This window comes from Streptomyces sp. ICC4 (assembly GCF_003287915.1).
In the GTDB taxonomy this organism is placed as follows: Bacteria; Actinomycetota; Actinomycetes; order Streptomycetales; family Streptomycetaceae; genus Streptomyces; species Streptomyces tritrimontium.
In genome coordinates, this window is record NZ_CP030286.1 from 8,931,048 (window position 1) to 8,950,921 (window position 19,874).

At 71.1% G+C, this 19,874-nt stretch carries 19 protein-coding genes and 5 pseudogenes; 15 read left to right on the forward strand and 9 right to left on the reverse strand.

What is annotated here, in order from left to right:
• Positions 1-6: 6 nt before the first annotated feature.
• Positions 7-180 (reverse strand): annotated as a pseudogene (locus DRB89_RS45775) (carbohydrate ABC transporter permease); the annotation flags it as partial.
• Between the two features lie 4 nt (positions 181-184).
• A complete protein-coding gene (locus DRB89_RS42100; protein ID WP_112453042.1) occupies positions 185-1,261 on the reverse strand; it encodes a sugar ABC transporter permease in 1,077 nt (358 codons plus the stop codon).
• A 364-nt stretch (positions 1,262-1,625) separates the two neighbouring features.
• On the opposite strand from DRB89_RS42100, the gene DRB89_RS42110 reads away from it, so the two are divergent.
• The 3 genes from DRB89_RS42110 to DRB89_RS42120 all read left to right on the forward strand — a co-directional run bounded on the left by DRB89_RS42110 (position 1,626) and on the right by DRB89_RS42120 (position 4,206).
• Positions 1,626-2,342 (forward strand): WhiB family transcriptional regulator, encoded by a 717-nt coding sequence (locus DRB89_RS42110; protein ID WP_112451415.1) that lies wholly within the window; start codon positions 1,626-1,628, stop codon positions 2,340-2,342.
• Positions 2,339-3,013: a DUF2637 domain-containing protein gene (locus tag DRB89_RS42115; RefSeq protein WP_239516698.1), complete on the forward strand. Its 675-nt coding sequence runs from the start codon at positions 2,339-2,341 to the stop codon at positions 3,011-3,013. Before DRB89_RS42110 ends, DRB89_RS42115 begins: the two co-directional genes overlap by 4 nt.
• Positions 3,014-3,084: 71 nt before the next feature.
• Positions 3,085-4,206 (forward strand): IS630 family transposase, encoded by a 1,122-nt coding sequence (locus DRB89_RS42120; RefSeq protein ID WP_112463812.1) that lies wholly within the window; start codon positions 3,085-3,087, stop codon positions 4,204-4,206.
• A 2-nt stretch (positions 4,207-4,208) separates the two neighbouring features.
• Here the strand turns inward: DRB89_RS42120 and DRB89_RS42125 are convergent, their stop codons facing one another.
• The gene (locus DRB89_RS42125) at positions 4,209-4,445 is read right to left on the reverse strand and encodes a hypothetical protein (protein WP_162688966.1); all 237 of its coding nucleotides are present in this window, start codon (positions 4,443-4,445) and stop codon (positions 4,209-4,211) included.
• 247 nt (positions 4,446-4,692) lie between these two features.
• On the opposite strand from DRB89_RS42125, the pseudogene DRB89_RS42130 reads away from it, so the two are divergent.
• From DRB89_RS42130 to DRB89_RS42150, 5 genes and pseudogenes are all read left to right on the forward strand, one after another.
• Positions 4,693-5,400: pseudogene (locus DRB89_RS42130) on the forward strand (pyridoxal-dependent decarboxylase); the annotation flags it as partial.
• Positions 5,397-5,915 (forward strand): annotated as a pseudogene (locus DRB89_RS42135) (SidA/IucD/PvdA family monooxygenase); the annotation flags it as partial. The pseudogenes DRB89_RS42130 and DRB89_RS42135, both read left to right, overlap by 4 nt.
• A 116-nt stretch (positions 5,916-6,031) precedes the next feature.
• Positions 6,032-7,903: a DUF6777 domain-containing protein gene (locus DRB89_RS42140; RefSeq protein ID WP_204358186.1), complete on the forward strand. Its 1,872-nt coding sequence runs from the start codon at positions 6,032-6,034 to the stop codon at positions 7,901-7,903.
• 40 nt (positions 7,904-7,943) lie between these two features.
• Positions 7,944-8,780 carry a hypothetical protein gene (locus tag DRB89_RS42145; protein ID WP_112453050.1) on the forward strand — a complete coding sequence of 279 codons (837 nt, stop codon included), beginning with the start codon at positions 7,944-7,946 and terminating at the stop codon, positions 8,778-8,780.
• Positions 8,781-8,899: 119 nt separating this feature from the next.
• A pseudogene (locus DRB89_RS42150) lies at positions 8,900-10,252 on the forward strand (DNA polymerase III subunit gamma and tau); the annotation flags it as partial.
• A gap of 68 nt (positions 10,253-10,320) precedes the next feature.
• Here the strand turns inward: DRB89_RS42150 and DRB89_RS42155 are convergent.
• Positions 10,321-10,866, reverse strand: coding sequence for a hypothetical protein (locus DRB89_RS42155; RefSeq protein ID WP_343234694.1), 546 nt, complete (start codon positions 10,864-10,866; stop codon positions 10,321-10,323).
• Between the two features lie 110 nt (positions 10,867-10,976).
• On the opposite strand from DRB89_RS42155, the gene DRB89_RS42160 reads away from it, so the two are divergent.
• Positions 10,977-11,189: a hypothetical protein gene (locus DRB89_RS42160; protein WP_112453066.1), complete on the forward strand. Its 213-nt coding sequence runs from the start codon at positions 10,977-10,979 to the stop codon at positions 11,187-11,189.
• Positions 11,190-11,530: 341 nt separating this feature from the next.
• Here DRB89_RS42160 and DRB89_RS45780 read toward each other — a convergent pair.
• Positions 11,531-11,716 (reverse strand): annotated as a pseudogene (locus DRB89_RS45780) (sensor histidine kinase); the annotation flags it as partial.
• An 18-nt stretch (positions 11,717-11,734) separates the two neighbouring features.
• On the opposite strand from DRB89_RS45780, the gene DRB89_RS42170 reads away from it, so the two are divergent.
• Complete coding sequence (locus tag DRB89_RS42170; protein ID WP_112454471.1) at positions 11,735-12,205, forward strand: DUF402 domain-containing protein; 471 nt, start codon at positions 11,735-11,737, stop codon at positions 12,203-12,205.
• Positions 12,206-12,263: 58 nt separating this feature from the next.
• Here DRB89_RS42170 and DRB89_RS45785 read toward each other — a convergent pair whose 3' ends face one another.
• Positions 12,264-12,956 (reverse strand): signal protein, encoded by a 693-nt coding sequence (locus DRB89_RS45785; protein ID WP_239516700.1) that lies wholly within the window; start codon positions 12,954-12,956, stop codon positions 12,264-12,266.
• 348 nt (positions 12,957-13,304) lie between these two features.
• On the opposite strand from DRB89_RS45785, the gene DRB89_RS42185 reads away from it, so the two are divergent.
• The 3 genes from DRB89_RS42185 to DRB89_RS44035 all read left to right on the forward strand — a co-directional run bounded on the left by DRB89_RS42185 (position 13,305) and on the right by DRB89_RS44035 (position 14,831).
• Positions 13,305-13,943 (forward strand): hypothetical protein, encoded by a 639-nt coding sequence (locus tag DRB89_RS42185; RefSeq protein WP_239516702.1) that lies wholly within the window; start codon positions 13,305-13,307, stop codon positions 13,941-13,943.
• On the forward strand, positions 13,940-14,413 hold the full coding sequence (locus DRB89_RS42190; RefSeq protein WP_112453053.1) for a MarR family transcriptional regulator: 474 nt from the start codon (positions 13,940-13,942) through the stop codon (positions 14,411-14,413). The genes DRB89_RS42185 and DRB89_RS42190 overlap by 4 nt, the downstream gene beginning before the upstream one ends.
• A gap of 97 nt (positions 14,414-14,510) precedes the next feature.
• Complete coding sequence (locus DRB89_RS44035) at positions 14,511-14,831, forward strand: hypothetical protein (protein WP_204358187.1); 321 nt, start codon at positions 14,511-14,513, stop codon at positions 14,829-14,831.
• Here the strand turns inward: DRB89_RS44035 and DRB89_RS42200 are convergent.
• Both DRB89_RS42200 and DRB89_RS42205 read right to left on the reverse strand, forming a co-directional pair.
• On the reverse strand, positions 14,753-15,697 hold the full coding sequence (locus DRB89_RS42200) for a LysR family transcriptional regulator (RefSeq protein ID WP_112463814.1): 945 nt from the start codon (positions 15,695-15,697) through the stop codon (positions 14,753-14,755). The two genes, DRB89_RS44035 and DRB89_RS42200, sit on opposite strands and share 79 nt — an antisense overlap.
• 365 nt (positions 15,698-16,062) lie before the next feature.
• Positions 16,063-16,488, reverse strand: a complete 426-nt coding sequence (locus DRB89_RS42205) for a CU044_2847 family protein (protein ID WP_239516703.1) — start codon at positions 16,486-16,488, stop codon at positions 16,063-16,065.
• A gap of 156 nt (positions 16,489-16,644) precedes the next feature.
• On the opposite strand from DRB89_RS42205, the gene DRB89_RS42210 reads away from it, so the two are divergent.
• Positions 16,645-17,466, forward strand: coding sequence for a TetR/AcrR family transcriptional regulator (locus DRB89_RS42210; protein ID WP_112463815.1), 822 nt, complete (start codon positions 16,645-16,647; stop codon positions 17,464-17,466).
• A 254-nt stretch (positions 17,467-17,720) separates the two neighbouring features.
• Entirely contained in the window at positions 17,721-18,302 is a 582-nt protein-coding gene (locus DRB89_RS42215; RefSeq protein WP_112453059.1) for a TMEM165/GDT1 family protein, read from the forward strand.
• A gap of 316 nt (positions 18,303-18,618) precedes the next feature.
• Here DRB89_RS42215 and DRB89_RS42220 read toward each other — a convergent pair.
• Positions 18,619-19,874, reverse strand: a 1,256-nt coding sequence (locus DRB89_RS42220; protein WP_112463816.1) for a diaminobutyrate--2-oxoglutarate transaminase family protein, incomplete at its 5' end; no start/stop codon positions are given.

Genomic DNA, 19,874 nt, shown 5'->3' on the forward strand with positions numbered 1-19,874 from the left:
CGAGTGGGAAGCGGCGACGAGGTTCCAATACAGCGGGAAAAGGGAAATCAAGGCGGCCAGGCCCAGCAGGACGTAGGTCAGCGGTCCCGCGTGGTGCTGACGGCCCGGCGACTGGCGGAAGCGGCTGGCGCGCGGCGCCTTGGCGGTGGTGGTGGTCGTCGTGTCGAGTGCGTGGGCCATGAGCTCAGCTCCCCGCCTTCTTGCGCATGTGGCCGGCGGCGCCGCCTGTGGTGCGGCGGCGACGCCTGAGGTCGCGGTTGTGATGGGAGCGGGTGATCAGGGCCTGGATGCCGCCGACGAGTAGGAGGAGCAGGAGCATGACCCAGGCGATGGCGGAGGCCTGCCCGAGTGCGCCGGTCACCCAGCCCTTCTCGTACATGAGCAGGCTCAGGGTCTGGAACTGGTTCCCGCTGCCGCCGCTGATGCCGACGCTGCCGCCGAAGAGCATGGGCTCGCCGAAGAGCTGGGTGGCACCGATGGTGGAGACGATGACCGTGAAGAGGATCGTCGGCCGGATGGAGGGGATGGTGACGCTGAGGAACTGGCGCCAGCGCGAAGCACCGTCCAAGGCGGCGGCCTCGTAGAGGTCCTGCGGTACGGCCTGCATGGCCGCGAGGTAGATGAGGGCGTTGTAGCCCGTCCAGCGCCAGGTGACGATCACCGAGATCGCGATCTGTGCGGGCCACTTGGAGGACTCCCAGGCGACCGGGTCGAAGCCCGCCCAGCCCAGCACCGTGTTGATCAGGCCGTAGTCGGTGTTGAAGAGTTGGGCGAAGACGAGCGTCGCCGCCGCGATGGAGGTGGCGTACGGGGCGAGGATGGCGACGCGGAAGAAGCCCCGGCCGCGGAGCCGGTAGTTGAGCAGGTGTGCGAGGCCGAGGGCCATCAGCAGCTGGGGGACGGTGGAGATCACGCCGATGGTGAAGGTGTTGGCGAGGGCGTTCCAGAAGAACTCGCTGGTGGCCAGGGAGCTGTAGTTTTCCAGCCCCTTCCACTGTGCGCTGCCGCCGAGTTCGACGCGGTGGAGCGACAGCCAGCCCGTGTAGATGAGGGGGAAGAGGCCGAAGGCCGCGAAGGTGAGGAAGAAGGGGGCGATGAAGACGTAGGGGATCGCCTTCAGATCGAAGCGGTAGAGCGTGCTACGCAGGCCGCTCCGGCCGGAGGGCCGATGCCTGCTGGATCGGGATCCGTAGTCAGGGCCCGGGAGTTGCGTGTCGGGCGGTGGGGAACTGCTGTCCGTCGCCCGTACGGGGGTGGCCACGGGGGCGTCCTTCCAGGTCGATGAGTGCGGCGTGCGGAAGGCGACAGCCCGCCGCCATCCGCGGGGAGGCGGTGAGTGGCGGCGGGCCGTCATGCTGTTCCGCTACTGGTCGATCTTGTCGTCGACCAGCTTCTTGACGTTGTCCCAGGCCTTCGCCGGGTCGGTGCCGCGCTGCTCGATGTCGAGGATGCCGTTGTCGGTGAGGAAGGTCTTCACCTGGCCGTCCCCCTCTCCCCCTTCGGGGCGGCCCCGCCGCCGCTCCCCTGCCCTGCCTCGCCGCCGAGCCGCACCCACACCGCTTCAGCACTGGTGTGCCGCGCTGCCCGCCCGCCGGCCCATGAGGCGTACCCGGAGACACATCCCCATGCGCTACATCACCACCAACGTCCCTCCCACGGACCTCCACGGCGTCGCCGATATCAGCTGGCACGCCCGAGCCGCCTGCAACGGAGTCGACCCCGCCACCGCAGACGAGCTGTACTTCCACACGCCCAACGACGACTACGCCATCGCGGAGGCGAAGGAGATCTGCAGCTGGTGCCCGGTCCGCCGCGAATGCTTCAACTACGCCCTGGACAACGAGGTCAAGGAGGGCATCTGGGGCGGCCTGACCGAGGCCGAGCGACTGACCTGGCACGACCAGGTCGAGAACCGGCTGGACTACAGCCGGGTGAAGGCCGCGATCGAGGGCCGGGACATCCAGCTGAGCCGACTGGAGCGCAGGACCCTCACCCGCTACGCGAGCGCCCAGGGCTGGAGCCCGAACCGCCTCGCCCACACCCTTCAAATCGGTGTCGAGTGGGCCCGTGACCTGCTCCGGGTGGAGGCCCGCGCCATCGAGAACCGCGACCGCGACAACCTCGCCTCGGATCCCAATCCGGCCGAGACCGCCCGGCAGGCCGTCCTCGACGGGCAGCAGCCCCCGCGCTCCGGCCAAGCCCACGACGGTGACGGTCCCGAGCGGGACCGAAGCATTCCCCGCAAGGACAGACGGGGCAAGGTCGTGGCGCAGAAGCCGAAGCCGGTGGCTCGTCACGTGCAGACCCAGGCCCTGATCAACAATCTCCGGAAGGCAGTATGAGCACCCCCGGCACGGGCTCCAGAGCCACGAAGAGCACCGAGTCCGCCGAGCGGTTCACGCTCGCCGCCGCCGGAGCCGTCATCGCCGCGCTCACCGCCGCCGCCTTCTGGCTGAGTTACGCGCACCTGGCCGAGGTCGCCGGCCAGCACGGCCTGGCCAAGTCACCCGAGCGGCAGTGGGCCTGGCCCGGCACCTTGGACGCCTTCATCGTCATCGGCGAACTGCTCATGCTGCGGGCAGGCCTGCGCAAGGTCACCGACTGGTGGGCCGTCGCTCTCACCTCCATCGGATCCGTCGGCTCCATCGCGCTCAACGTCGCCGGCGTAAGCGGGACCGGCCCCGACCCGGTCCCCGCGCTGGACTATGTGGTCGCCGCCGTCCCACCCACCGCCGCACTACTGGCCTTCGGCGTGCTGATGCGCCAGATCCACCAGCACGTCGCCTCTCCCGGGGACCGGGCTCCGCTCCCCACGGAGGGCGCCCCCGAAAGCGCGTTGACCGTCGGGACGACGGCGGGGGACCAGCCCACCGCAGAGGCAGGGGACCGCAACGGGACCGTGGTCCCCGCCGGCGGGGACCACCGTTCGGGGGAACGTACGGGTGGGGACCAGACGAGCACGGTCCCCGAGCACAGGCACGGTCCCCACCCGGTCCCCGACCTAGTGCTGTGACCGGGAAGGTTCGCCGGGTTGCTCGTGGTGCTGGTTGGAAAGGAGTTCTCCAATCAGCGTGGGGAGGCGGGATGGCGCAACCGGTCCGGGTTCGCGGGCTGACCGAGCAGGAGGGACAGAAACTCCAGAACATCGTCCGGCGGGGAAGTACCAGCTCAGTGCGGTTCCGGCGGGCGATGATGCTGCTGGCCTCGGCCGGCGGCAGCACGGTCCCGGTCATAGCCCGGCTGGTCCAGGCGGACGAAGACACCGTCCGCGACGTGATCCACAAGTTCAACGAGATCGGGCTCGCATGCCTGGACCCTCGCTGGGCGGGAGGCCGTCCCCGCCTTCTCGACCGTGACGACGAGGACTTCGTCGTCCAGACGGCCACCACCCGCCCGACCGTGCTGGGCAAGCCCTTCACCCGCTGGTCCATCCGCAAGCTCGCCGATCACCTGCGACGCAACATCACCCGGCCCGTCCGGATCGGACGGGAGGCACTGCGGTGCTTACTGGCCCGCCGCGGAGTCACCTTCCAGCGAACGAAGACCTGGAAGGAGTCCCCGGATCCGGAATTCGACGCCAAGCTCGCCAGGATCGAGTACGCGATCAACCAGCGGCCCAACCGCACCTTCGCCTTTGACGAGTTCGGCCCGCTCGGTATCCGACCGACCGCCGGCTCTTGCTGGGCCAAGGAGAACCGCCCCGACCGACTGCCGGCCACCTACCGCCGCACCCACGGAATCACCTACTTCCACGGCTGCTACTCCGTCGGAGACGACCAGCTCTGGGGCATCAACCGCAGGCGCAAGGGCATCGACCACACCTGGGCTGCCTTGAGATCGATTCGGGCCGCCCGCCCGGACGGCGCCCCGATCTACGTGATCCTCGACAACCTCTCCGCCCACATGAACTGGCGGATGAAGCGGTGGGCGATGAAGAACAAGGTCGAGTTGTGCTTCACCCCGACCTACGCATCCTGGGCCAACCCCATCGAAGCCCACTTCGGCCCCCTACGGCAGTTCACCCTCGCCAACTCACACCACCCCAACCACACCGCCCAGACCCGGGCCCTGCATGCCTACTTACGCTGGCGCAACCGAAACGCCCGCCACCCCGACGTGCTCGCAGCACAGCGGCGCGAACGCGCCCGCATCCGCAGCGAGAGAGGCGTCCGCTTCGGCGGACGGACCCGTACTGAAGCGGCCTGACCTCACCGCATGGACCACCGGAACTGCTCGTCCGGTTCCTCCCGCCGCTCCAGCACTCCTGCGGCGGCCAGTTGCAGAAGCACCTCATGCAGAGCATTCCCCAACGGGTTATCCGTCCAGAACACGCCCTTGACCTGCGTGAACGTCTGGGACTCGCTGAAGATCCCCAGCGAGCGGCCCACCACGAAGGCGGCACCGTCCCAATCCGTCCACTCAGCCAGCCCCTCAGAAAGATCCACGGAGCGATCCTGCCAGCACAGCATCAGACCCGGTGAACCTTTCCGGTCACAGCACTAGTTCGAAGGTGCCGTCACCGCCGGCGGCGCGCTGATGAACACCACCGAGGTCGAGAACTTCCCCGGCTTCCAGGACGGCATCATGGGGCCCGACCTCATGGACAACATGCGCGGCCAGGCCGAGCGTTCCGGCCCCGAGCTGGTTCCGGAGGACCTGGTGGCCGCGGACCTCACCGGCGAGAGCAAGACCGTCACCGCCACCGCCGGCACCACCGACGCCGGCCTCATCGACCCCCTCGGCCCCCTCGCCGACCTCTGCCAACAGCACGGCGCCGACCTCCACATCGACGCCGCCTACGGCGGCCTCCTCCACTTCAGCCCCCGCCACCGGCACAAACTCACCGGCCTGCACCGCGCCCACTCCATCACCCTCGACCTGCACAAACTCGGCTGGCAACCCGTCGCCGCCGGAATCCTCACCGTCGCCGACACCGCCCGGCTGAAACCCCTCGCCCACCAAGCCGACTACCTCAACGCCCAGGACGACACCGACGCGGGCCTACCCGACCTCCTCGGCCGCTCCCTGCGCACCACCCGCCGCGCCGACGCCCTCAAAATCGCGGCAACCCTGCGCTCCCTCGGCCGCGACGGCCTCACCCGCCTCATCGACCGCACCTGCGCACTCGCCGGGCAACTCGCCCGACTCCTCGAAGAACACCCCGCCTTCGAACTCCACACGGCGCCCACCATCAGCACCGTCCTCTTCCGGCCCACCCACGCCGACGACACCGCGATCGCCGCCCTGCGCCGCACCCACCTCCACGGCGGCACCGCCGTACTGGGCCGGGCCACCGCCGACGGCCGCCTGTGGCTCAAAGCCACCCTCCTCAACCCCCACGCCACGGCAGGGGACCTGGACGCCCTCGTGAACCTCCTGGAAGGCAGCACCCACCGATGACCGCCCAGCTCGATGCACCCCACGACCTCGTCGGAATCGGCATCGGCCCCTTCAACCTCTCCCTCGCCGCCCTCGCCCACGGCCTGCCCCACCAAGGCGCCGGAGAGCTCGCCACCGCCTTCTACGACCAGCGCCGCGACTTCCGCTGGCACCCCGGACTCCTCATCGACGGAGCCACCCTCCAAGTCCCCTTCCTCGCCGACCTCGTCACCCTCGCCGACCCCGCCAGCCCCTGGTCCTTCCTCAGCTACCTCAAGCACAAGGAACGACTCTTCCCCTTCTACTTCGCCGAGCGCTTCCACATCCAGCGCGCCGAATACGACGCCTACTGCCGCTGGGTCGCCGGCCGCCTGCCCGGACTCCATTTCGGCCACCAGGTCGACGCCGTCCGCTGGAACCCCGAACGCGACCTCTTCGAAGTCGACTTCACCCAAGTCGACTCCGACGGCGAAGCCGAAGCCCTCGGCCGCACGTACACCCGCAACCTCGCCCTCGGCATCGGCACCGCCCCCTACGCTGCCCCTTATACACATCTGACGCTGACGACGATCCATCAGTGGTAAGTCCAGGTGAGTACCGGTCGGGAGGCTCCGGTTCCGGGGGCTCCGGCGGTTCCGGTGGGTCCGGGAGCGTGCCTCCGGAGCCCCCGCACAAGCCCTGGTGGCGCTCGGTACCCCGGCTCGCCACCACGATCGTCGCCATCGCGGCCGCCGTGACCCTGGCCGTCGTGCTGACCAGGCCGAGCGGCGGGGGCGGCACCACCACCTCGCAGGGCAGCGAGGTGTTCCTGCAGCCCGCCGCGGCCTCCGGACCGGACCCCTTCACCGAGTCCACGGCGGCCAAGCAGGCCACGCCGCCGCCGGAGAGCCCGCCGCCCGAGAGCCCGCCGCAGAGCCGGCAGCCGTCGAAGGACCCGTCGGCCAGGGGGACCACGGGGACGACTCCGGGGACCACGGTCACCCGCGTCTCCGGATCCTCGCCCACCCTGTTCGGGGGCACGAGGGACGTCGCCAGCTGCGATGTCGAGAAGCAGATCCAGGTGCTGTCGGCGCAGCCCTCCAAGAACGCCGCGTTCGCCTCGGCGCTCGGCATCCAGCCGACGGCCGTGCCGGGGTACCTGCGCTCGCTCACCCCGGTCCAGCTGCGGATGGACACCCGGGTCACGAACCACGGATACCGGGACGGCAGGCCCACCAGCTACCAGGCGGTGCTCCAGGCCGGGACGGCCGTGCTCGTGGACGACCGGGGGGTGCCGAGGGTCCGCTGCGCGTGCGGGAACCCGCTGGGCGAGCCGGTGGCGCTGCAGGCCAATCCGAAGCGGTTCGGACAGCCGTGGACCTCGTACCGGCCCGCGCAGGTGGTGGTCATCGCACCGTCCGTGACCATCGTGAACAAGTTCGTGATCTACGACCACAACAACAGCACCTGGTACGAGCGTGACCGGGGCGACCACCGGGGCGGCAGGCACGACAAGCCCATCCCGCCGCCGGTGATCACGACCCCGCCGATCACGTTTCCGCCGCCGGTGACCTCGCCGCCGCCGACTTCGCATTCCCCGTCGGTCTCGCCGTCGGAGTCGCCGTCGAAGTCGCCGTCCGAGTCGCCGTCCGAGTCCCCGTCGAAGTCGCCCTCTGAGTCTCCGTCGGAGTCCCCGTCCGAGTCGGCTTCCGAGTCTCCGTCGGAGTCTGCGTCCGAGTCGGCTTCCGAGTCTCCGTCGGAGTCGGTCTCGCCGTCCGAGTCCGGCACGCGATCATCCTCTGAATCGCCCTCGGAATCGCCGTCGAAGTCCGCCTCCGAGTCGCCTTCGACCTCCCCGTCCGCCTCCGAGTCAGAGTCAGAGTCCGCCTCGCCCTCGGCGAAGGTGCGGTCCGCGACCCCGGAGTCCTCGTCGCCGTCGGCGCCGCGGAGCTCGGCGGAACCACAAACTCCGGCCCCGCCCAAGACCTCCTCGGCGGCGCCGGAGCCCAAGCCGCCGGTGACGTCGGCGCAGCCTGAGCTGCCGCCGGCCCCGCCGGTGCGCGGGGGGTCGGCCGGCGGGTCGCCACCCCCGCCCCACGCCGTCACCTACAACCTCAATCTGACGCGCAACGCCGCACCCCGCTACGGATACCGAAGCACCGGCGGCTCCGTACTCGCCCTCGCCAACTCCCTGCACGCCCAGCTGTACGGCCTGCCGATCGAACGTCCCGCGCTGCCGAGCGCTCTGGACGAGCTGCTCCAGGCCACGGGGATCGACGACGACCAGGACCTCGTCCTCGTACAGGTCGCGGCGCAGATGGATGCCGCCGTCGCACTCATCCAGCGGGCCCGGTACACCCACAGCCACAAGCTGCCGGATCACGTGGCCATCCGCCTCGCCATGGTGGAAGACGGTGCCCAGCACATGACCGCTGAGCTGCGCGAGTTGGCACCGTCCCTCAAGACCAGAAGGCCCTCCACCCCGGTCCAGGCCGTCCGTCTGCCGCCCAGCCCCTCCGCAACGTCAGGGCCGACACGGCACTGACCCGGCAGTCCCAGCCACAGACCGAAGGCCCTCCTTGCCCATGAGCTCACCCACCGATGTCCTCCTGTTCGACGTACCCGCCTCGCGCCCCCCGTCCGAGCAACTTCTCGATCTGGCCGCCGACTACACCCGGTTCAACGACGCGCTCAGCCTCTTCCGGCCCACTGCCGCATCCGGCCCCGCCTTGGGCGCCCACTCCGCCTCGGTTGCGCGCCTGACGCGTGCAGCCCTGGCGTCTATCCAAGCCGTCCACGACCAGTGGCCCTACCTGAACGCCGCAATGGTCGAGGCCACCGTCCGCATCAAACAGCTCGCCTATCTCAGCGGTGGAGCAGCCCACCATCTGAGCGAAGCCCAGGCAGCAGTCACCGGTGCCGCCCTCGCAGACCCTGACGGCACCAGCCTGCCCGACTCCGTGAACCGGCAGATGCAGCTGGCGCGGGAGCTGACCGCGCTCGCGCCGGAAGCCGCGCTCGCCTCCGCCACCGGTATCGCCCGCGAGACGCAACGCCGGCACCCGACCGCCCAATCGGCCACCGCCGGCCTTAACGCCGCCGAACTCGCCGCGCTCCACGCAACCGCCCTCGGCCAGGTCGTGGTCACCCAGAGTCAGGCACGGGAGTACGTACACAGTCGCACCGGCGTCGTCCGCATCGGCACCCTGCGCTCTCTGGAGGTCAAAGGCCTCATCACACGCGACCCCGCCACTGCGCCACCGGCCTTCGACGGCGGCCCGCCCCAGGACCGCATCCGCCTCACCTCCGACGGAGTGACCGCCACCGTCAGCGTCCTCGCGCTTCCTACCGCCGCCGCGGGGCCGACGGCTCTATCCGTCCCCCACGCACCCACTGCGTCCGCACCGGGGCGAGCCCGCTGACCGAACCCGCCCCGGTGGCGGAGAGTCCCGTCTGGCGTTGCCCCTACGAAGGTCCACCCGCTCATGACCGATGACGCCCTCTTCTCCCTGCGTCGGTGGGCCCGGATAACCTCGTAGACGTGTCGTCCCTTGCGCTGTACCGCCGCTACCGCCCCGAGTCGTTCGCCGAGGTCATCGGACAGGAGCATGTCACTGCCCCGCTGATGCAGGCCCTGCGCAACAACCGGGTCAATCACGCGTACCTGTTCAGTGGGCCGCGGGGCTGCGGCAAGACCACCAGCGCGCGCATCCTCGCCCGCTGCCTGAACTGTGAGCAGGGCCCCACGCCGACCCCCTGCGGGGAGTGCCAGTCCTGCAAGGACCTCGCGCGCAACGGGCCGGGTTCCATCGACGTCATCGAGATCGACGCGGCCTCGCACGGTGGTGTCGACGACGCCCGCGACCTGCGCGAGAAGGCCTTCTTCGGGCCCGCCTCCAGCCGCTACAAGATCTACATCATCGATGAGGCGCACATGGTCACCCCGGCGGGCTTCAACGCCCTGCTGAAGGTGGTCGAAGAGCCCCCGGAGCACCTCAAGTTCATCTTCGCCACGACCGAGCCCGAGAAGGTCATCGGCACCATCCGGTCCAGGACGCACCACTATCCGTTCCGGCTCGTGCCCCCCGGCACCCTGCGCACCTACCTCGGCGAGGTCTGCGGCCGCGAGGGCGCCCACGTCGAGGACGGGGTGCTGCCGCTCGTCGTGCGCGCCGGCGCCGGATCCGTCCGCGACTCGATGTCGGTCATGGACCAGCTGCTGGCCGGCGCCGCCGACCAGGGTGTGACGTACGCCATGGCCACCTCGCTCCTCGGGTACACGGACGGCACCCTGCTGGACGCCGTCGTGGACGCCTTCGCCGCCGGGGACGGGGCCGCCGCCTTCGAGATCGTCGACCGGGTGGTGGAGGGCGGCAACGACCCGCGCCGCTTCGTCGCCGACCTGCTGGAGCGGTTGCGCGACCTGGTGATCCTGGCCGCCGTGCCGGACGCCGGGGAGAAGGGGCTCATCGACGCCCCGGCCGATGTCGTGCAGCGGATGCAGGACCAGGCCTCCGTCTTCGGGGCCGCCGAGCTGTCCCGCGCCGCCGATCTGGTCAACACCGGGCTCACCGAGATGCGCGGCGCGACCTCGCCCCGGCTGCAGCTGGAGCTGATCTGCGCCCGCGTGCTGCTGCCCGCCGCCTTCGACGACGAGCGGTCCGTGCAGGCGCGGCTCGACCGACTGGAGCGCGGCGGGGCGGCGGCCGCGGCCGCGGCCTCCCTCGCCGCGGCCCCGGCCCCCGCCATGGGCTACGTACCCGGCCCGGAGGCGCACGCCATGGCCCCCGCGGTCGTACGGGCTCCGGCGCAGCCCGCACCCGCGCCCGCACTCGCACCCGAGCCCGCGCCGATGGCCCCCGCCGCCGTCCAGTCGCAGCCCCCGGCCGCGGCCACCGGGGCCGGGGGCTGGGCCGCGGCCGGGGGCTGCGACTGGACGTGTGCCAGGGGGTCATGTGCGGCTCACTTCGTGATGTGGTGGCACTGGCTGACCCGGCGCACGCCGTTGACGTTGAGGTGTGCGCATGCTTTGCCGTAGCGGGGGAGCGTCTGGGGCGCGTTGTCGCGCATCGGGTGGATCTCGCACTCGGTGTGGGTCTGCCCGCGGGCGGTGCGGTAGGTCTTGTTGTCGGTGTCCGCGTAGGTGAAGTCGATGCGCCAGTTGCAGAAGCCCGCGTTGAGGGCTCCGACGAAGCCGCAGTCGACGCCGGCGTTCTGGTAGGTGATCCTCCTGCCGTCGCCGCGGACGATGTGGGTGAACATGCAGCCCGTCGGCACCTTCATGGTGACGCCGCCGACTTGGTAGTCGAACCCGGTGACGGGGGTGGAGCCGATGGCGCCGGCATGCGCCTCGGCGGGTGGTAAGAGCGCCAGCGCGGTGGCGGTGGCGAGCGCGGCAGTGATCCAGGCGGTGAACGGCTTGCCCGTGGGTGTCCCCTTCTGGCGGAGCGTGTCGCAGATCGAAACTCCCGTCGCCTGCTCGGGGTTCTGTCCTGCGAGGCAGTCCACTACGAAGAGTGATCAGCGGATTGGCATGCTGACCGCCCGTAACCGGTCGCCCTGGGCTATGCCGTTGTCGGTGGGATTGCGCTGCGCTCCGGCGGCCGGGGGCTCTTTGCGTGTCCGGGGTGTTCGGCGGCCGTTGCGGCTTCGGGTTGCAGGGCCAGGAGCGGCTCGACGTGCTGTGCGGGTTCCTCCGCGCGATCGGCCGCCGGCTGGGGAAGGTGGTCACGATGTTCCCCGAGGGCGACTGGGACCAGGCGCATCCGGTGCTCGGGTTCACCGTCGAGGCGGACCGGGTGGTGCTGTTGGGGGAGCGGGCCGGCGGCTGAGTGCGCTCTCGGTGGCGAGATGGTCGCGTACGGGACGGTCGCGTACGGGCCGCCGGTGCTGCCTTGGTCGGTGGGCGGGCGGGCGCGCTGGGCGCGGTGGCTGCCGCCGCTTCCGTCCGGCCGGGCTTCCGGGCTTCCGGGGAGCCGCGTCCTCGGGCCCAGCGGACCCGGGGGAGCGGCCTTCCCGCCGCCGGGCCCCGTACCGGACCGGTCTGCGCGGCGTGGAGCGCCGGCGGGGGCCGGTCAGGGGCGGACAGCGTCCCACACCATCGGGTGGTGGGCGACGACCAGTACCTTAAGGCAGGCGTGGTCGCCGCCCCGGCCGGTGTCGCTGTGCTGGATCACTGGGTGCTCCCCCTCGGTACTTTCGGTTCCACTTCGGTGCCCTGTCCGGGGACGGACACCGGCTCGGCGCTGCCGCCGAGGTCCCGCAGCCGGCCCCGGATGGACAGGGCCACGCCCATCCGGCCCTCGCCCTCGGCCTGGTCGAGCCGGCCCGCCGGGATGCCCGGGCCGTCGTCGCGGACCCCGCTCCCGCCCCCACCCTGACCGTCACCCTCACCAAGGCGGGCCGCACCAAGATCAGCTACCCGGCGGAGCTGGTCGCCGACACGGGTACGCGGATCACCGTACGGGCCCCCTGGGCGGCCGAGGGCGTACGGGACTTCGGGTTCGTGCGCTTCGAGCCGGGCGACGTGTTCACCGAGCACTTCTGGCGCGACCGCTGGTACGCGGTGAAGGAGGTGCGGACCGGCGAGGGCGTCCTCAAGGGCTGGTACTGCGACGTCACGCGCCCGGCGGTGGTCGAGGACGGCAGGATCCTGATCGAGGACCTGGACCTGGACCTGTGGGTGTCGGCCGACGGTACGTCCGTACTGCGCCTCGACGAGGACGAGTTCGCGGAAAGCGGCCTGGCCGCGACCGACCCGCAGGCGGCCGCGGAGGCCGTGCGCGCCTTGGACTCCCTGGAGGCCCAGGCCCGTTCGGCGGCCGGGCTGACGGCACTGCACGCCTGATCCCGCGACGCCCGATCCGGGGGCGGCCGCCGGGCCGGGGGCTGCGCACCGGCTGGTCTCAGCCGGTGCGCAGGTCGTAGTCGGCGGCCGTGGTGAAGTCGCCTGATTCACCGCGGATGGTGAGGGTGTGGGGGCCTTCGGCAAGCGGCGGGAGGAGGACCCACAGGCCGCAGCCCTTGGCCTCGTACCGGCCGGCGTCGCCGGTGAACGGATTGTCCTCGCTCGCGAGGAAGTGGAAATCGGTCGCCTCGTACCGCTGGTGGGCGACCTCCTTGCCGTCGAGCGTCGCGCTGCCCTCGGCCTCCGCCATGAACTGCGTGCAGTCCGCCTCTGTCTGCCCCATCCGGTTGACCAGCGGGAACACGAGCGGGTACCCGGCACGGACGGTGCACGTCCGGTGGACCGCGCCGCCGGTGGTGCCGGCGAGGAGGGTCATGCCGGAGGGCTGGCGGGGGCCGCCGCAGAAACGGCCGTCCGGGTCGAGGACGGGATTGCCCGCGCGCGGCGCGGACGCCCAGCTCCACCAGGCCCCCTGAACCATGGACGCGTCCAGCTCGGCGAGGTCCCGGCCCGCGACCGGAGCTTCCGGCGCCGCGGTCGCCGAGGCGGAGGGGGAAGCGGAGGCGGAGGCGGACTCAGGCGCGGAGGCGGCCGCCGACGTGTCGCGGGCGCCGTCCGTGTCCCCCGAACAGGCGGTGGCCAACGCCAAAACCAGGGCCGCGCCCACCGTCAGAGCTGTTCTCGTCTTCATCCCGCGAGCATAAAAGCCGGGCCCCACCCCCTCTGACCTGGGGCCCCTCCAAACGATCGGCCCTCCGCTCCACTCGCGGAGCGCCCCCCCGTCACCCAGGGGCCACGTCGCCGTCCGGGCCGCCCCGAACCACGGATCCGCGACGGCGTGGCCCCGAAGGGGTATGGCTGAGATATGTCACCTGTGAGGGGACACAAGACACGCCGAACGTCAACGAGCGTGACACTTGTGTCACCCTTGTTGACATACTGATCTCCGCAGATCAACGGAGTGGAGAGCAGCCTCGTGTCATCAGAGCCACAGCGCCGCCGGGGCAATCCGGTAGGGACTCCGCGTCCCGATCTGCCGGTGGACGACGCGATCTCCGCGTGGAGTCAGCCCCTGGCTCCGGTCAAGGATCTGGACAGCCTTGCGAAGCGGTACCCGACGCGGAAGCTGACCCTGGACGGCGAGCGCAAGCCGCTGGAGTTCTACGGGACCGAGAACCAGCCGAATGCGTTCTCGATGGACAGCCTCGAGTTCTTCCTCGTGATCGCCCAGTACTTCCGGGAAGCGCTGCCCCTGAGGTTGATCCTGCTGCTCATCGCCTGTCAGCGAGCGGGGGGGCGGATTCCGCTCACGCAGGAGGAGATGGCTACCATCCTGGATGTCAGCCGGACGAAGACGTCGGAAGCTCTGCACACGGTGATGTCTCATGGGATCGTCTTCAAGGTGCGGCGGGGTGTGTATCAGTTCAACCCGCCCTACAGTTACCGGGTGGCGGAGTTCATCCCGGGTACCGAGATGACGGGTGAGTTCGTGAAGGTGGAGCAGCACGGCACCATTTCGCAGATTCGTAGCGATACGAGCCTGCCGGACCTGGTGCGCTTCCCTTCGCTGGACCACATGAGGCAGGCCATCGCGGAACTGCGGGCCGAACGGGCAAGAGAGCGCGCTGCGCGTCGGGTGAGCCGGACGAAGCGCACGGGAGAAGGGACGGCTCAGTGAGCACCTTGCGATTCGCTGCGGTCAACGCCGACGGGCTTCTCTCGGACCTCGACCTTCCGCCGGCGGCCTACCGGGTACTGCTGAAGCTGCGTTCGCTCAGTGAGCCGGGCGGGCGGATCCTCATCGACCAGGCGACGGTCGGCGGGATGCTGGACCTGAGCCGGCCGAGCGTGAACGCCGCGCTGCGGAGCCTGGAGCTGGCGAAGCTGGTCCGGAAGATCCGCAACGGCGTCTACCAGATCAACCCGATGCTGGCCGGCTACACGTCCTTCGAGGACGCGGTGGCGGCCGTGAACGAGATGGACGCGGACGAGCGGCTGGACGCGCGGGGCTATGTCGCCAGCTACCACCGGGCGGTGGCGGCGTATCAGGACCAGCTGGCCGAACAGCGCAAGAAGAGGGCGGCCCAGGCCGTGGCGAAGAAGGCCGCGGAGTCGAAGCGGCGTAGGGCGCTGCACGCGGTGGGGTGATGGCCTGCCGCTGGAAGGGCTTCTGAGGGGTGCTCAGGGGCTTGTGAGGGCCTCGGGGGTATCCCGGGGCCCTTTGTGGTTTCCGGGGGCGCTGGGGGTGCCGGCCAAGCAGCTGGCCCAGGGCCTGAACTGCACGGTCGCCGACATCGAGGCCTACGGCGGCAAGCCGCTCGACGCGCTGCTGGAGCAGGTGCCCGACGAGTTCGACCAGTGGGTGCGCTCGGTCATCGAGGGCCTGGAGGAGCGGGCCGCGCTCCGCGATCGCCCACTCAACGAGGCTCACGCCGCGCTCGCGCCCCCGGCCGCGGCCGGCCCCCGGCCGCGGTTGACCACCCGGCCCTACGCCGCCAGCAGCGGGCTCGCGTGCCGGTGCAGCCAGGCCCGGTACGGCGGGGTGCGCAGCGCGGCTTCGCGGTAGGCCGCGCGGAGGTCGTCGTACACCCCGGCGGCAGCCTCCGCGTGGGCGCCCGGCCGGGTCGCGAGGAGGAGGCGCACGGCCAGCGGGTCGCCCGAGAGCGGGCGGATCGCCATGTCCTCGCGCGGCCCGGAGGTGGGCTGGCAGGGGGCGACCGCCTCGCCGGAGACGATCAGCGAGGTGGCGGTGTGGTAATCGGCGTGCAGGAGGGGCGGGTCGAGCCCGGCGCACGCGAAGACCCTGCGCAGGCCGTCCCACTCGCCGTCCACCGAGGGGTCCACGGTCCAGCGGTCGGCGGCGAGGTCCCGCAGCTCCACCACGGACCGCGCCGCGGCCGGATGGTCCCGGGCCATGGACACGAACTGCGGCTCCCGCTCCATCAGCACCCGTAGCTCCAGCCCGGCCGGCACCCGCAGCGGGCTGCCCTCCACCTCGTGCACGAACGCCACGTCGAGCTGGCCCGAAGCCGTCATCCGCAGCAGCGCGTTGGCCGATACGTCCACCACCAGGTCCGTCTCCGTGTCCGGCATCCGCCGGTGCAGGCGGCGCAGCCAGCCGGGCAGGGCGCGGCTGGCCGTCGAGCCGATCCGCAGCCGGGGCCCGTGGGACAGCGCCCGCGCCTCGGCGACGAGGGCGGCCATCCCGTCGAGGAGCGGCCGCGCCCGGCCGAGTACGGTGCGCCCGAAGGGGGTCGGCCGGCAGCCGGTGCGCTCGCGCAGGAACAGCTCGCCGTCCAGGGCGCGTTCGATGCGGCGCAACTGGGTCGTCAGCGAGGGCTGGCTCACGCCGAGTTGCCGGGCGGCCTTGTGCAGGCTGCCGGCGTCGGCGATGGCGCACAGGGCGCGCAGGTGCCTGACCTCAAGCTCCATGCCCCGAGGGTAGGCCGGGCCGAGCTCACCGCACCAGCCACCGGGATGCCCCCGAATCCCGCCATTCTCACGGCGGTTGCCCTGCCGAAATCCCCCCGATAGGCCGGCGTTATCGGGGGGATTTCGGCAGGGCAACCGCCGTGAGAATGGCGGGATTCGGGGGCATCCCGGTGGCTGGTGCGGTGAGCTCGGCCCGGCCTACCCCCTCCCCCCTGACCCGGACGGCCACCCCCGCCAATGCCGCGTCAGGACTCCGGGCTCCCGTTTTTCGGACTTCCCCCGCCATGCTGCTCTCCCCCGTCGCCTTGACCTTGCCGAGCTTGATGGGATTGCCGAGCTCGTTGGGATGGGTGGACCTGGTGGGCCTACGCGCTGCCCTCAGCCGGACTGCTCTCGGCCGCGCTGCCTTCGGCCGCAGCACCCTCGGCCGCACCGCCCTCGGCCGGCCCACGCGCGTCGCTGCGGTTCCACGTCAAAGTGACCGAGAAATTGGCCACCGTCGCCGTGCTGGCGATGACGACGCCCGCCTCCGCGGACAGCGACACCCCGAACTCGAGGGTTATCTCGTCCGGCGCGTGGGCCAGCTCCCGGAACCTGCCCACGAAGCTGTCCGCCACGGGCCGCACCGTGTCCAGCATCGCGTCGAGCGACTGCCGGGCCCTCGCTATGGGGCGGTCGCCCCGTCCCACCCGGACGAGGCTCTCGTCCACCTCGTGGATCTGCACCCGGACGAACGTGTCGCCGCCCTCGCCCACGGGTACCTCGACTGTGCGCACCAGACGGTCACTCATGACGTCCTCCAGCACTCTGGGAACCACTTGTCCCCCGTGCGGCGGTCGGGCCGCGATCGGGGCCCCACCCTATTCAGTTGTGGAGTACTTTTCTAGAAGATAGTTCTACTTTTGATTACACTAGGCTGTCCGGCATGACGCCAACGAAATCAAGCCATGGCTCCTAAGCAGCAGCGCGGGGAGGCCACCGTCGACCGCCTCCTGACCTCCGCCCTGCACGTGTACAGCACATCCGGCCAGCAGGGATTCACCGTGAGCGCGGTCACCGCGGCCAGTGGCGTCAGCCTGGGCAGCCTCTACCACCACTTCGGCAGCTTCGACGGCCTCGCCGCCGCGCTGTACACCCGCTGCATGCAGCAGCTGTGCGACCAGGTGGCCACCGCCCTGACCCGCAGCCGTACCCCCCGCACCGGGGTGCGCGCACTCGTCACGGCCTACCTGCGCTTCACCCAGGAGCGACCGGACGCCGCGCTGTTCATCCACGCCTCCGCCTGCTCCGGCCACCTCACCGCCCACGCCGACCAGATCAGCGCGGCCAAGGCTCCCATGGCCGAAGCCATCGCCCGCTGGTTGCAGCCGCGGATCGAAGCAGGGGAGGTCGCGCCCCTGCCCGGGTTCCTGATCGAGATGCTGGTGATCGGGCCCGTGGTCGAGACCGCGCGGCGCTGGCTGGCCGATCCCGAGGACATCGATCTCGCCCAGGCCGCACGGATCCTGTTCCTTACACACATCTCCGAGCCCACGAGCCAGGCAGACATCTCGTATGCCGGTCTGGGTTTCCTGGGGCTGGGCGGCAGGTGGGCGCGAGGTGGGCGTCAGATGACAGTGTGGGGACATGGGCATGTCATGACGAGGACTGTAACGCGGCCGGATGTGAGGGGAGTTGGGGTGGGGGTGCGTGCGGTGCAGAGTGGGCCCAAAGTCCTCTTTTGGGAGGTGGCGGGCGTCGCGTACGCTGGAGGAGCAGAAGGGGAGTAGCTCTTCGCCGGAACGTCGACATACTGCTGGGTCACACCAGCCGGCGCCCGGAGGCAGGCCGCGCGTTCGTGTGCGGGGTCGGCCAGCGAGACCTTCGGCCGCAGTGTCCTGTGCGTACGTGCATTCAGTCGTGCCGTGTACGTGTACTAGCTCAGGGCGCCGCCGAGCCGAAGCGACCCCTGATCCACATCCGGTCTTGGTCTCGCACTCTCGGTCTCGATGGCGTCCTGCCCGACCGATAGAGGTTCCGCTCCGTGTTCAGCTTCACCGTGATGGCGATCGCCTTCGGCGTCGTCTTCCTCGCCGAGCTCCCCGACAAGACGGCCCTGGCGGGTCTGATGCTCGGCACCCGCTACCGCGCCTCGTACGTCTTCGTGGGTGTCGCAGCGGCCTTCGCCGTGCACGTGGCCCTCGCCATCGCGGCCGGCAGCGTCCTCACCCTGCTTCCGCACCGGCTGGTGCAGGCCGTCGTGGGCGTGCTGTTCCTGGCGGGCGCGGCGATGCTGCTCCTGAAGAAGAGCGACGGGGAGGAAGAGGTCAAGCCGCCTGCCGACCAGTCCTTCTGGAAGGTCTCGGGGGCGGGCTTCATGCTGATCCTGGTCGCCGAGTTCGGTGACCTGACGCAGATCATGACCGCGAACCTCGCCGCGCGGTACGACGACCCCGTCTCGGTCGGCATCGGAGCGGTGCTCGCCCTGTGGGCCGTGGCCGGCATCGGGATCCTGGGCGGGCGGACGCTGATGAAGTACGTGCCGCTGAGCCTGATCACGAAGATCGCGGCGGGGGTGATGGGGGCGCTGGCGGTGTTCTCGCTGTATGAGGCCGTCGCGGGGTAGGACGGGCGGGTGTGGGCGTGGGTGTGGGTGCGGGTGCCCGACCGGGCCTGACGGGGGCGCGAACGATCGCTACGCGCTTCTCGTCGTTGGCGGCCTCGCGTGTGCGGGTGGCCGCCTCCGTTCCCGATCGACTTCGTCGCTCGGACAACCGGCCGGGCAGCGTCTGCGGCCACGCCTTCGACCCGCTGCGCCGGTGGAGCCGGCTTCGGGTGGTCCAGGTCGACTGGGAGCGGGCACGTCGGCTGAGGTCCGTGATCCCGTCGCCTGTCCCTGGGTGCTGGACGGCGGGCGGTGTCAGTGCTCGCGCCGGGGGTCCTTAGCGGCGGGTGGCGGCGGCAGGGATGGCGTCGGCGAGGCGGTCGAGGACGGCCGCGGACTGTTCGTCGGTCAGGGTCAGCGGAGGGAGGAGGCGGACGACGCTGGAGTGGCGGCCCCCGAGTTCGACGATCAGGCCGCGGTCCAGGCATGCCTGGCGGACGGCCACCGCGAGGGCGGGCGCGGCTCCCCCGGTGTCGGGGTCGATCAGTTCGACGCCGATCATCAGCCCGCGGCCCCGTACGTCCCCCACGCACGGGTGGGCCGGGATCAGGCCCCGCAGGGAGGCCAGCATCCGCGCGCCCAGGGTCCGCGCACGGTCCGCGAGGCCGTTGCGCCGGACGTAGGCGAGCGTCGCGGTGCCCGCCGCCATGGCCAGCTGGTTGCCGCGGAAGGTCCCCGCGTGGGCTCCGGGGGCCCACTGGTCCAGCTCCGCCCGGTACACGATGACCGCGAGCGGCAGGCTGCCGCCGATGGCTTTGGACAGCACCATCACATCGGGTACGACCCCGGCGTGGTCGACGCCCCAGAACGCTCCGGTCCGCCCGACCCCCGTCTGGACCTCGTCGGCGATCAGCGGGATCCCCCGCGCCGCCGTGATCTCCCGCATCCTGCGCAGCCAGGCGTCCGGGGAGGGGTGGACCCCGCCCTCGCCCTGGACCGGTTCGACGATCATCCCGGCCGGCGCGGCCACCCCGCCCTTGGGGTCGTCCAGCAGGCTCTGCGTCCAGCGGGCCGACATCTCCGCGCCCTCGGCCCCGCCGACCCCGAACGGGCAGCGGTAGTCCTGCGGGTACGGCAGCCGGGTCACCCGTACGTCCGGCGCCCCGCCCGAGGCCGCCAACGCCCCCGCGGTCATGCCGTGGTAGGCCCCGGTGAAGGCGAGCAGCCCCGGCCGTCCGGTGGCGGTGCGGACCAGGGTGAGCGCCGCCTCCACCGCGTCCGTCCCGGCCGGCCCGCAGAACTGGATGCGGGCGTCGGCGGCGAGCTCCGCCGGCAGGTTGGCGAACAGCTCCGTGGTGAAGGCGTCCTTGACCGGTGTCGCGAGGTCCAGGACGTGCAGCGGGGCCCCGGAGTCGAGGACCCCGCGGATGGCTTCGAGCACGACGGGGTGGTTGTGGCCGAGGGCGAGGGTGCCTGCGCCGGAGAGGCAGTCGAGGTAGCGCCGCCCGTCCGCGCCCTCGATGGTCAGGCCCCTGGCACGCACCGGGACGATGGGCAGGGAGCTGTTTCTTATACACATTTCCGACCCCACGA